Origin of the sequence: Parasutterella secunda, assembly GCF_023336895.1 — a bacterium.
Taxonomy (GTDB): Bacteria; Pseudomonadota; Gammaproteobacteria; order Burkholderiales; family Burkholderiaceae_F; genus Aphodousia; species Aphodousia faecalis.
Genome location: NZ_JAMBLT010000001.1, coordinates 243203 through 256365, shown reverse-complemented (window position 1 = coordinate 256365; position 13163 = coordinate 243203). Strand labels below are relative to the sequence as shown.

The 13163-nt window shown below is 47.0% G+C and carries 9 protein-coding genes; 5 read left to right on the top strand and 4 right to left on the bottom strand.

Annotated features, from left to right (window positions below; genetic code table 11):
* The first annotated feature begins 81 nt into the window (after positions 1-81).
* The 4 genes from M3080_RS01180 to rfbD all read left to right on the top strand — a co-directional run bounded on the left by M3080_RS01180 (position 82) and on the right by rfbD (position 6758).
* Complete coding sequence (locus M3080_RS01180) at positions 82-1449, top strand: carboxylesterase/lipase family protein (RefSeq protein WP_249091560.1); 1368 nt, start codon at positions 82-84, stop codon at positions 1447-1449.
* 14 nt (positions 1450-1463) lie between these two features.
* Positions 1464-2864 carry an AbgT family transporter gene (locus tag M3080_RS01175; RefSeq protein WP_022472545.1) on the top strand — a complete coding sequence of 467 codons (1401 nt, stop codon included), beginning with the start codon at positions 1464-1466 and terminating at the stop codon, positions 2862-2864.
* A 160-nt stretch (positions 2865-3024) separates the two neighbouring features.
* Complete coding sequence (uvrA, locus tag M3080_RS01170) at positions 3025-5871, top strand: excinuclease ABC subunit UvrA (RefSeq protein ID WP_022472544.1); 2847 nt, start codon at positions 3025-3027, stop codon at positions 5869-5871.
* The gene (rfbD, locus tag M3080_RS01165) at positions 5868-6758 is read left to right on the top strand and encodes a dTDP-4-dehydrorhamnose reductase (RefSeq protein ID WP_249091559.1); all 891 of its coding nucleotides are present in this window, start codon (positions 5868-5870) and stop codon (positions 6756-6758) included. Before uvrA ends, rfbD begins: the two co-directional genes overlap by 4 nt.
* Here rfbD and galE read toward each other — a convergent pair.
* Positions 6755-7753: a UDP-glucose 4-epimerase GalE gene (galE, locus tag M3080_RS01160; protein WP_249091558.1), complete on the bottom strand. Its 999-nt coding sequence runs from the start codon at positions 7751-7753 to the stop codon at positions 6755-6757. The two genes, rfbD and galE, sit on opposite strands and share 4 nt — an antisense overlap.
* A gap of 90 nt (positions 7754-7843) precedes the next feature.
* Between galE and M3080_RS01155 the strand changes: the two genes are divergently transcribed.
* Positions 7844-10090, top strand: a complete 2247-nt coding sequence (locus M3080_RS01155) for a patatin-like phospholipase family protein (RefSeq protein WP_249091557.1) — start codon at positions 7844-7846, stop codon at positions 10088-10090.
* Positions 10091-10296: 206 nt separating this feature from the next.
* Here the strand turns inward: M3080_RS01155 and M3080_RS01150 are convergent, their stop codons facing one another.
* From M3080_RS01150 to M3080_RS01140, 3 genes are all read right to left on the bottom strand, one after another.
* The gene (locus M3080_RS01150; protein WP_249091556.1) at positions 10297-11559 is read right to left on the bottom strand and encodes a TRAP transporter large permease; all 1263 of its coding nucleotides are present in this window, start codon (positions 11557-11559) and stop codon (positions 10297-10299) included.
* Positions 11560-11570: 11 nt separating this feature from the next.
* Positions 11571-12050 (bottom strand): TRAP transporter small permease, encoded by a 480-nt coding sequence (locus M3080_RS01145; protein ID WP_249091555.1) that lies wholly within the window; start codon positions 12048-12050, stop codon positions 11571-11573.
* A 72-nt stretch (positions 12051-12122) separates the two neighbouring features.
* Positions 12123-13115 (bottom strand): TRAP transporter substrate-binding protein, encoded by a 993-nt coding sequence (locus tag M3080_RS01140; RefSeq protein WP_249091554.1) that lies wholly within the window; start codon positions 13113-13115, stop codon positions 12123-12125.
* Positions 13116-13163 lie beyond the last annotated feature (48 nt).

Sequence of the window (13163 nt, the reverse complement as noted above, 5' to 3'; positions counted from 1 at the left end):
GGGATAGTCCCAATACACAGTTAAACAGAAAAAGTAGTAGATTACTTAGCGAACAAGTGAACAAATAAACAGGAGGCTCTTATGTCTTGTCCTGAAGTGATGACGCAAACCGGATTGGTTCGTGGATTTGAATGCAATGGTGTGTTCAAGTTCAGAGGCGTCCCCTACTGCAAACCGACAACTGGTGAAGGTCGTTTCAAGCCAGCTCAAGCTGCCGAAGCCTGGGATGGTGTTTTGGATTGCACCAAAGAAACACCGATCGCTCCTCAAGGACCGTCTGATCTGGAAGGTCCGATGGGGCCGCTTAATCGCCGCTACGACGAGGATTGTTTGACTCTGGAAATTTCAACGCCGAACGTCAACGAAAAATTGCCGGTAGCCGTTTGGTTTCACGGCGGCGCCAACGTGAGTGGAGCAGGAAACATTGATTGGTATGACGGCTCGGAATTGGCTCGACAAGGTCATATGGTCGTTGTGGGGGTGAACTTCCGTATTGGGGCATTAGGCTTTTTGGTTCATCCGGCCTTAAACACCGACAACCTGTCCATCATGGATCAAATTGAGGCCTTGCGTTGGGTTCAGAAAAACATTCATGCCTTCGGCGGTGATCCAGACAACGTAACCGTGTTTGGTCAATCCGCCGGTGGCAATGCCATTGTTCATATGATGGGGCTTGAAGAAGCCGATGGTTTGTTCCAGAAAGCTATTTTGGAAAGTCCGTCCATCGGTCGTGGCAATCACACCATGCAGGACGCCATTACCGTTTCAGAATCCATTTTTAAACATTTGGGTTTGAGCGCAACCGATCATCAGTTGGGTGAAAAAATTCGTTCAAAGTCTGTTGATGAAATATTGGCAGCCACGGACGCTTGCTTTAAACAGGACTGCGGAGCGAAGTATGCCGGCATGATTTTCCGTCCTGTCAAAGATGAATGGCACACAACCCAGGCAACGATAGACGCCGCTGTTAAAGGCGCTGCTCGCAAAAAGCTCAAGATTGTGATCGGAACGACTGCCGATGAAGTGCATGCTTTTACATTGGCTCGTGATCCGGAAAGTGAAAAAAAGAGTGCGGCGATGCAGTTAGCTCGTTATGACTGGCCCGCTCAGGAATTTGCAGCCCGTACTCAAGAGGCTGGTTGCCCGACTTGGAAATACCGTTTCATGTGGAAGGCGCCCGATTCGGTGTACGACTCTTGCCATACCATTGAATTGCCGTTTGTTTTCGGAACGCTAAAAGCGTGGGAAAAAGCTGCGATGTTATCCGGGGCCACTCAAGAAGAAATGCTTCGTTTGCAAAAAACGATGCAGACGTTGTGGATCAAATTCTTCAAAGATGGTGAATTTGATGAACAGTGCTGGCCGCAATTTAGCCGCAAGCATCCCGTGCACAAGATCATCGATAACAAAGAAAACGGTGTATCAGAAGTCGTTTTTGAGCAAGCTTAAAAAGGGGCTAGGAAATGACAAAACAAAAAGAAAGTTTCTCTGACAAGGTGTTCAGATTCAGCATCCCGCACGTTTTAGTTTTGATTTTATTGATCATTCTATTTTGCTGCGGTTTGACCTACATCCTGCCTGCTGGCCTTTATGAAATTGATCCGCAAACGGGATTGGTGGTACCAAATTCTTTCCACTGGGTGGAAAATTCACCAATCAGTCCCTGGCGTGCTTTGGTTGAAGTAACCAACGGCGTAGCCTCTCAGGGTGTGATTTTTGCACTGCTCTTCATTATGGGCGGTTTGATTTACGTGGTGATTGAATCCGGTGCTATTAACAACGTGATCAATTACTCGGTCTATAAACTTCAAGACAAAAGCATTACGGTTTTGGTACCGGCAATCGTTGTTTTGATGTCGGCGATCGGGGCCTTGGCCGGTCAGGATTCATTGGTTACATTTGTGCTGGTGGGCTTGCTTTTGGTGAAGAAGCTTCGTTTGGACAAAATCGCTGCTTTGTCTATCTTTTATTTGTCTTATATCACGGGTCAAGCCGCAGGTCCGACGGTTGCCATTATTTTGATGGCTCAAGAGACCGCAGGCCTTGCTCCTATTTCAGGTTTGGGTGCCCGTTTAGTTGTTTGGGCAGCTTTGACGCTTCTTTGTGTGATTTACACGACTCGTTACTGCTTAAAGATCAGCAAAGATCCCTCTCGCAGTATTTTGGGTTGTGTTGAAGAGCCTGATGGCAACGATGAACTCAATAAGAGTGTTCCGGTTTTGGGTACAAAAGACATCGTGACGGCCCTGTGCATGTTGGTGCCGTTTGCTTTCTATGCTTATGGTGCTGCAGCCTACGCATGGGGCTTCCCCAATTTGATCGCTTTTGCCATGGTGGCAGTAATCGTGGTGGGTATTGTCAACAGAACCAATCCGAACGAATTGGCCGTTACTTTCTTAAAAGGCGCTTCGGCCATGGGTGGTATTTGCTTGATGATCGGTTTTGCCAAAGTGGTCGGGATTGTGCTCACGGACGGCAAAATTTTGCACACGATTGCCTACGCTGCTGTTACGGCTATCGGCGGGTTAGGTGATGCGTTTACCGCTTCCGGTATGTTCCTCTTTACTACGGCAATTAATCTGTTAATTCCGTCCGGTCCTGCCAAGGTACCGATGCTTATCCCGCTCTTTGTGCCTGTCGCGGACGTTTTGGGTATTACCCGTCAGGTGATGTGTCTGGCCTTCCAATTGGGTGACGGTTTGACAAACTTTGTGACGCCGGTCTCCGCCGTCTTGGCTGCCGCATTGTCCATGAGTGGAGTGGATTTGCGTCAATGGTGGCGTTATGTTTTACCGTACACAGGCATTACATTCATTATTGCTATTGTGGCTCTCACCATTCTTCAATCGACTGGCTGGAGCTAAAGGCTCTTAACAAATAACAGAATAACTTCAAGCGGTTGCCCTCAATACCTTCCCTAATTACCGGAGGTATTGAGGGTCTTTTTATGCAGCAAAAATAATTTTGTTTGTATTGGGCTTAAGACGCTAAAATCAAAAGTTAACTTTTTGAAGGCGACACAGTATGCACGGCGACATTCACATTCGTGGGGCTCGCACTCACAACCTAAAGAATATTGATCTGGATATTCCGCGTGATCAGTTGGTGGTTATCACGGGTTTGTCGGGGTCGGGGAAAAGTTCTTTGGCTTTCGATACCTTGTATGCAGAGGGCCAGCGTCGCTATGTGGAAAGCTTGTCAGCCTATGCACGTCAATTTCTTGATCTGATGGAAAGACCGGATGTCGATTTGATTGAAGGACTTTCCCCGGCCATTGCCATTGAACAAAAAGCGGTTAACGGTAATCCGCGTTCAACGGTTGGCACCATCACCGAGATCATGGATTATCTTCGCCTATTGTTTGCTCGAGCCGGGACTCCCTACTGCCCAATCCATGGCTTGCCTTTGGAGGTGACGCCTGTATCTTCAATGGTTGACCGTATTTTGCAAGGTCCTGCAGAAAGCAAAATCATGGTTTTGGCGCCGGTCGTACGTCAGAAAAAATTAGACTTTGATCGCTTTTTCCAAGATATGCAGACTCAGGGCTTTATTCGATTTAAAGTCGATGGCGTCCGCTATGAGGTGGAGACATTGCCACAACTTGATCCGAGGGAAAGGCATGACGTAGATGTCATCGTGGATCGATTAAAAATTCGCCCTAATGCTTCGCAGCGCTTAGCAGAAAGCCTGGAGACGGCATTAAGGTTGGCCGATGGCCGTGTGGTCATCGAGGATATGGACACCGGTGAACGACAGCCTTTTTCAAGTCACTACTGCTGTCCAGAATGTGGTTATAGCATCGAAGAACTCGAACCAAGACTTTTTTCATTTAATAACCCTATGGGAGCTTGTCCTGTGTGTAACGGCATGGGCGAGAGCATGGTTTTTACAGAAAAAAGCGTTGTCTGTCATCCGGAGTTGTCTTTAAGTTCAGGTGCTATTCACGGTTGGGATAGGCGAAACCTATACAACTTTGATTTGATAGAAGCCGTAGCCAAAGCGGTTGGTTTTGATGCGGAGACGCCTTGGAATCAGCTCAAACGAAGTGATCAGGAAGCTGTGTTATGGGGTTTAGGTGACAAAACAATTGAGATGCCTTATCGACGGGCCGGAACTGTTACCTATAAAAAAGAGATCTTTGAAGGGGTGATCGCTATTTTGAACCGTCGCTATGCCGAAACTCAAAATGAGGCGGTTCGGGAGGAGTTAAATCGCTATCGAGAACTCAAAGTCTGTGATGCCTGTAAAGGAACGCGGTTAAAAGAGGCGGCCAGACACGTTTTCATCGGACACGGGAACCATAAAAAGGCCATCTATGAAATCACAGCCATGCCTCTTTCTCAAGCTCATGAGTACTTCAGAGGACTCAAGATTGAAGGAAGTAAGGCAGAGGTTGGGAAAAAGTTGGTTGCGGCAATTGAGCAGCGATTGACTTTTTTAACAGATGTCGGATTAGGCTATTTGACTCTTGATCGTCGGGCAGATACTTTGTCGGGCGGAGAGGCCCAGCGAATTCGTCTAGCCAGTCAAATCGGCTCGGGTCTGACCGGGGTGATGTATGTTTTGGATGAACCGTCTATCGGGCTGCATCAACGAGACAACGACCGACTGATAGAAACGTTAAAGCGCCTTCGTGATTTGGGTAATTCCGTCATTGTGGTTGAGCACGATGAGGATACGATTCGGGCGGCGGATTTTGTTGTCGATATGGGCCCGAGAGCCGGGGAAGACGGCGGCAGAGTTGTCGCCTTTGGGACACCTCAACAAATTACCCATAATCCGAATTCCCTGACCGGTCTTTATTTGAGCGGCGAGAAAAATATGCTGCCTTCAGGTAAGCCTAAACGCAGATCCGGAGAGGCTTTAAGACTGATAGGAGCCAAGGGGCATAACCTGAAAAATGTGGATTTGGAAATCCCGGTGGGTTTAATTACGGTTGTAAGCGGAGTCTCGGGGTCTGGTAAATCAACCTTGATCAATGACACGCTTTATCGTGCTTTGGCGCAAAAACTTTATCGAGCCAGTGCGTCGCCTGAACCTTTTGAGCGCATAGAAGGAAGCGAGCTATTCGATAAGGTTATCAGTGTGGACCAAAGCCCGATCGGTCGTTCTCCGCGTTCCAATCCCGCCACCTACACGGGTCTATTTACGCCGATCAGAGATCTTTTTGCTCAAACCCCCACTGCTAGAGAACGTGGTTATGACGCCGGCCGCTTTAGCTTTAACGTGAAGGGGGGAAGGTGTGAGGCTTGCCAGGGTGAAGGCTTTATTAAGGTCGAGATGAACTTTTTGCCGGATATGTATGTGCCATGTGAACATTGCCATGGTCAACGATACAATCGTGAAACGCTGGAGGTGCTCTATAAAGGACTCAATATTGCGGAGGTATTAAACCTAACCGTAGAGGAAGCTAGAAAGATTTTTGCCACGCATCCGATCATATCGCGTAAGTTGGATACTTTGGTGGATGTGGGGTTGGGCTACGTCAAATTAGGTCAAAGCGCTTTGACACTTTCAGGCGGCGAAGCGCAGCGAATGAAGCTTGCTCTGGAATTGTCGAGGAAGGACACTTCCCAAACGCTTTACATTTTGGATGAACCTACAACAGGCCTTCATTTTGAGGATGTCAAAATGCTGGTTGAGGTTGTGAAAAAACTGCGTGATGCCGGCAACACCGTTGTAATCATTGAGCATAATTTGGATGTCATTGCCTCGGCCGATTGGGTTGTGGATATGGGGCCTGACGGAGGACAGGATGGCGGTGAAATCGTGGCCTGCGGAACGCCCGCACAAATTATGAAAAATAAAAAGAGCGTTACGGGGATTTATCTGAAAAAGCATCTGGACGCGATTAAGGGAAAGAAAAATTGAAGGTTGTTTTGTTTGGCGCAGGCGGACAAGTAGGAAGTTCTCTTCTAGAACTTTTTAGAGATGACTTCGACTGGGTTTGTCCGCAGAAACAACAATTCGGTGGTGATTTGCTTTATCCCGAGGCAGTTTATCGATATCTCTTGTGTGAGCAACCCGAGGCTATTATCAATGCAGCGGCTTTTACGGCCGTTGATAAGGCTTCCCGCTATCTTTGTGAGGCTCAGACCGTCAACGCTGAAGCGCCGGCATTGATGGCTCAAGCCGCTTCGGAGTTGGGCGCGTATTTCGTGCATTTAAGTACGGATTATGTCTTTAACGGAAACGGAGAAAAAGCCTGGAAAGAATCCGATCAGAAGAATCCGGTTAACGCGTATGGGAAAACAAAGGCCGAAGGAGAGGATCTGGTTTTAAAACACGATTTCCAAGCGTTAATTCTCAGACTTTCCTGGCTTCACGCTCCTGGTCACCTCAATTTTGTTTCGAGTTTTTGTAAAAGGTTGCAGGAACAATCGGAAGTTTCTGTCGTGACGGATCAATGGGGATCGCCCACTAGCGCAAGAGATGTGGCAGAAGTCATTAACCTTTTACTGAGTAAGGACAAAAACGGCACACCTCTTCACGGCATTTATCATTTCGCCAATCAAGGTTTTTGTTCCCGTTATGAGTGCGCACAATACATTCTTCGTGTTCTCAAGGAAGCTGGCATAAGTTGGGCTTCGAATAAAAATATTGTTCGCGCAAAAACCGCTGATTATTTGTCGTCGGAACCGAGACCTCTTAATTGCCGACTTGATACGCAAAAACTTTGCTCGCAGCTGTCAATAGCACCTCGCCCCTGGCAGGAGGCGTTAGGTGCGACATTAAAGCATTATTGCCAAGAAATTTAGTGACAATTTTTCTGGAAAGCCCAAGAGTGACGGCACATCTCCTCTAGCCCATATTGTGCTTTCCAACCCAGTAATTCCAATGCACGTTTAGGGTTGGCCCAATTGCTGCCGACATCGCCTGCACGACGCTCAACGATCTTATAGGGAATGGGTTTGCCACAGGCTTTTTCGTAGGCATGAATGATATCGAGAACAGAGTAGCCGACACCTGTTCCTAAATTAATGGCGATCCATCCTTTGTGAGTCATGCTGTATTGCGCGGCGTTTACATGTCCCTTGGCCAAGTCTACAACATGGATGTAATCGCGTACGCCCGTGCCGTCCGGCGTATCGTAATCATTGCCAAAAACGCGGACCGCTTCCAGTTGACCGGCGGCTACGCGGGCAACATAAGGTAAGAGATTATTAGGAATGCCTCTTGGATTTTCGCCGATTAAACCGCTTTCATGCGCACCGATCGGGTTGAAGTATCTTAAGCAAACGGCGGACCATTCAGGGTCGCTCACACAGAGATCTGACAGAATTTCTTCGACCTGAAGTTTCGTGCGTCCGTACGGATTGGTGACTGATAACGGATGATTTTCGTCAAGCGGCAAATATTGGGGCGTACCATAAACTGTGGCACTTGATGAGAAAATAATGCGTTTGATGCCGAGATCTTTCATGGCACGTAAAAGCGTAATTGTCCCGGTGATATTGTTGTCGTAGTACTCTAACGGTTTTTCCACGGACTCACCGACCGCTTTCAGACCGGCGAAGTGCACAACCGCTTCAATTTGGTGTTTTTTGAGCACTTCATGCATACGGCTGTAGTCACGGATGTCGCCTTCCTCAAAGGTAACAGGCTTACCCAATATTTCTTCAAGCCGCTCTAAGACGGAGGCGTCGCTATTGCAGAAATTGTCATAAATGACCACCTCATGGCCGCTTTTGGTCATTTCTACTGCCGTGTGTGAACCGATAAATCCGGCTCCGCCCGTGAGCAAAATACGCATTTTTAAAATTCCTACAGTCGTCGAAATACCGAAAATGATACTGCAATAGTGCCGAATTAACATTAAGATGGACTAAAAAGGAATCCGTTCATGTTTCGTCGAGTTTTTCAGTCCTTACTGCTTGCGTTAAGCCTTATGCTTTGCTCGGTCGTCTCAGCCGAAACCGTACAAGCAGACTCTTCAATGCTTACCAGGCCCAAAGTCGCACTGGTTCTTTCAGGGGGCGGCGCGCGGGGCTTTTCACACGTTGGGGTTATCCGTGAATTAGAACGACTTGGTGTAAAAATTGATATTGTGGCCGGTACAAGCATGGGGGCCATGGTGGGCGGCGGTTATGCCTCGGGCTATTCCGTGGAGCAAATGCAAGACATTATTTTGGGAGTGGATTGGAAAGAAATGTTTGCCCTGCGCCCGGATCGTGATGAGATTAACTGGCGTCGCAGGCAAGACGACTTCAAAGGATTGGGCACACAAGAAATAGGGTTATCAAAAAAAGGAGTACTTTTCCCGGACTCTGTTGTTCCGGCTCAACACTTGGAAATCTTTTTACGATCCATAACGCGGCACGTCAGTTCAGTGACAGACCTGTCAAAACTTTCTATCCCCTTTGCGGCGATTGCAACAGACTTGGATACCGGAGAGGCTGTTGTGATGCAAAAGGACGTTACATTGGCTGATGCCATGCGATCTTCAATGTCGGTGCCGGGAGCATTTTCTCCGTTTCCCTATAAAAACCATGTGCTGGTCGACGGTGGATTAGCGCAGAACCTTCCCGTTGAACAGGCCAAGGCTATGGGTGCGGACATCATCATTGCGGTTAACGCCGGCACGCCTTTAGGAAAATCCAAAGACATCCACTCTGTGGCGGGCGTGATGGGACAAATGATTGGCATTTTGACTGAAAGAAATGTGGATCACTCCAAATCCCTTTTGACTGAAAAAGACATTTTGATCACAACGGATTTAACCGGTTTCAATGCAGGGGATTTCCAGAAAGCCGAGGCTATTATTGAAGCCGGCGAGAAAAGCGCCAAAAAATATGAACCTCAGTTAAAGCGGTTGGCGGTTTCACAAAAAACGTTTGAACAGTGGAACTTGGCCCGGCAGTCAGCGGTTCAGCCGCCTGAAGCCAGACAAGTTGACTCAGTACAAGTTCAGGGGTTAGAGGTGGTCAATCCGAAAAGCGTTATAAAAAGCGCTGATTTGGATTTGACAAAACCCATTACGGAGGATCAGATCGCTCAAGCGAGTGCGAAAATTTGGGCAACGGATGATTTCACATTGGTTCCGTACACATTTGAACCGGGACCCAATGGTACTCAAACTTTAGTCTGGAGGCCGCAGGAAAAACCTTGGGGTTACAACACTATTCGGGTTGGGGGAAAGATTTCTACGGACTTCAATCAGGAGCATACATTCGATTTCCTAGTGGCTCATACCATGGGGTGGTTAAATTCCTGGGGAGGAGAGTGGCGTAACGAAGCGCAAATTGGGAAGGATAGCTATTTTTCCACCAGTTTTTATCAGCCGCTGGGCGCTGCCAGTCCGCTTTTTTTCATGCCTGAAATTCGTTATGAAAGTCAACGATATGACTGGTACAACGGCTCCAGTCACGCAGTGGCAACACTAAAAAATAAAACACTGGAAGGCTCTCTGTCTTTAGGTTTAGAACTTGGGAAAGCCTCTGTTTTTAAAGCCGGTGTCGGTTATGTTTCGGCTCAAAGTAAAGTTTCTGTAGGAGAAATCCCCGGGTATAACTCCATGGATGATGAAGCATCGTTTGTCGAAATCAGTTGGCAATACGATACGCTGGATAATGTTAATTTCCCGACGCAAGGTTTTTATTTGGACGCTCGCGCCAGACGCTATGATCAGATGGAAAATTCGGCTGATCCCGAGGTCTCCGACTATTATGTGGAAACTATTTTCCCGTGGGATTGGGGTGATGGTTGGGTGAGTGTGTTGTCCGGCAAGGCCGGTTCTTCAACAATCCCGGGGCGCTATCCTTTGGGAGGACTTTTCAATATGTCCGGTGCCTACTACGGGCGATACAGTGGATCTGATATGGTCTTGGGCCGTCTGCAATTATCAAAGCGTCTGCAACACACTGATGTCTTTGGTTTTCCCATTTACGTCGGAGCCGGATTTGAAATGGGGCGGATTCAGGAAGATGTGCTGCCTACCTATCTGAGTGATAAAGACCTGGGTGTGTGGAAAAAGGCAGTCAGCGCTTACGTGGCAGCCGATTCGATTTTTGGTCCCTTATATTTGGCTGTTGGTCAGACAAGCGATAATGATTCGGCCGTGTACTTTTTCTGGGGACGTCCGTTACAGTAGTTAAATTATGGAATTTTGAAAGTTGAGCTCAAAGAAGAGTCGCTTGATAATTAACATTCCTTTTATTCTCTGTTGAGGTGAATTCGATCTTTCTATTTATGTAAAACCTCAAATGAGAGCCTAGCGGTAATGTATTTAAAAATTGGGAGTGTTAACAAGTCCAGAACGCAGACTTTTATAACACTCCCCAAGTGGAAAAATTTACGCTAGGCAAATATTGTTAAAAGATCTGGAACAAAAATAAAAACTATCAGAAGTAGAACATACGTTCCGATGTAGGGCAGTACCTCTTTAACAACGCTTTCGAAGCTAACATTGGCGATGTTGGCTGCGATAAAGAGATTAAGTCCAACAGGTGGAGTGAATTGACCAACCGCTAAGGCGATGATCGTAAATACACCGAAATAGACATTATCGATATGCAACGCATTGACCACGCCCATCATTGTCGGTACAAAAATAACCAAAGCGGCTACGTTGTCCAGAAACGTTCCCATAACCAACAAAACGAATAAGACGATGAACATCACCACGGTGACATCACTTGTAAAATTCATGATGCCGGCGGCAATTGACTGCGGTAATTGCTCGTAAGTGATGATGAACCCGAATAAATTGGCGGTTCCCATCAAGAACATGATAAGGGCTGAACTTTCCGCAGTGTCACGGAAAATTTTGATGAGTGACTTCCAAGTAAGATTTTTGTAGACAAAGAAGCCGATCAATAGGCCGTAAAGACAGGCAACTGCAGCAGATTCAGTTGGAGTGAAAATACCCGCATAAATACCGCCCAAGATGATAAAGGGCATCATCAAAGCGAGGATACTGCCACGAACAATCTCACCTACTTTTTCTTTGGGAACAGGGGGTTCGGCTTGCAAGCCAGAACGCTTAGCGATGACATAGTTTGTAAAAACTAAAGCCATCGCAATCAAAATACCAGGTACGATTCCACAGAGAAACATCGCACCGATTGACGCTCCAGAGGAAACCCCATAAACCACCATGGTTAAGCTGGGAGGAATAATTAAACCAAGTGCTCCAGAGGCGGCGACAACTGCTGCAGAAAAAGCGCCGTTATAGCCACGCTTGGACATCGAAGGAATCATAATAGAACCGATGGCGGCGGTGGTTGCTGGAGCAGAACCAGAAATTGCACCGAAAAAGGCCGAGGCGCCCGTGCTAACGTGGGCTAAACCTCCAGGATATTTTCCAACCAGCAGTGAGGCAAGACCTACCAGACGGTCTGAGATCTTGGCCTCAGCCATGATAGCGCCGGCCAACATGAACAATGGAATAGCCATGTAGGTGAATGTATTGACTCCGTTAAAAATCTTTTGGGGCAAGAGCAACAGAGGCATATGGCTACAAGTAACTAATGCCAATACGGAGGCAACACCTAGGGCGACCGCGATGGGGACGCTGATGAGCAACATTATGAAGAAAGCAACAAACAAAACAGTGACCATAACGCGCTCCTTTATCTTTGTTTACCGTTACGGTAATTCTGGAATTCTTCAATAATCTGTTTGATGACGTAGATGATCGACAATGCGGCGGCAAAAGGAATGGAGATCACAACGTAACCGACGGGAATGCCAGTCGAAGGTGACATTTGCAACATTGAACGTTGCGTCAGCGTCCAACCGTAATCCAACAATATGTAGAAGAAAATAAGCATGGCGACATAAGATAAAAGTCGCACAAACAGCCTTAAATTAAGGGGAAACTTTTCCACTAAAAAAGTAACGGCGATGTGGGTTTTGTTATATACGGCGCAAGTGCTACCCAACATGACCACGTACACCATTGCGTAGATGGCCAATTCTTGCCCTTCAGGGAAAGGCACGCTTAGGCAATAGCGGCAAACGATACCTACCAGCACGAGTACGGTCATGATCATCGTAATTAATGCTGCGCAAATCCCAACGAAATAATTAATCTTGTCAAGAATCTTCATGACCTGTTTTCCTAAGAGTGATAAGAGGGAGATCTCTCGGCGCGGTTGCGCCGAGAGATAGCTAGATGAAAATTATCCAGCGACACAAGCCTGAACTTCTTCAATAAGTTTGGCGTTGAGTTTTCCCTTCCATTTTTCAATAACCGGTTCAACAGCTTTGCGGAACGGAGCCTTGTCAACATCGGTAATCTTCATACCTAGATCAGCGATTTGTTTCCATTGTTGGACTTCAAGATCGTCAACCATCTTGGTGTGGATCGGCCCCATTTCCCGACCTGCTTGAAGAATGGCGGCCTGATAATCCTTCGGCATACGTTCGAGCAACGCCTTGTTCATCAAAATGGGAGAGGACATATGAATATGACCGGTGCGGCTGACAAACTTTTGCACTTCATAGTATTTTTGAGTAACGATGTGAGCCGGCGGGTTTTCCTGACCATCGACGGTCTTTAGCTGTAAGGCTGAATAAAGTTCGCCGAAGGAAACAACAGTAGGATTCGCTCCCAGGGCTTTAAAGGTATCAACAAAAATTTCGCCTTCAGGTACGCGAATATTCATACCTTTCATGTCATCAGGTGTTTTGATTTCACGGGTGTTGTTACTGACATGGCGCATGCCATTTTCCCACCAACCGATCACGACTGCACCGTGCGGTTCCACTAACTTGGCAAATTTTTCTCCGATAGGCCCATCAAAAACCTTTCGATAATCGTTGTCATCGTTAAAAATGAAGGGCAGGTTGCCAATACCCATTTCAGGAATCCAGTTGGAAAGAATGGTGTCAGACGTTTGGCAGAGATCATGGGTGCCCATCATCACGCCTTCAGTGATTTCCAACTGTTTACCTAATTGGTCAGAAGGGAAAACGGAGACAGTCACTCCTCCTCCAGTCAATTCCGACACTCGCTTTCCAAAAAGTTCCGCGATTGTTTGGTAATGGTGATCCGGAGCGCCTGTATGACCAAATTTCAAATTAAATTCGGCTTTAGCCGCATGGGACATTCCTGTCATACTGAAGACTGTTAGGGCGGAGAGGGCTTTCAAGCAATCACGACGAGATAACATAATGTTCCATCCTATAAAAAAGTTATTGGACAGCGCTAGCCACCTAAC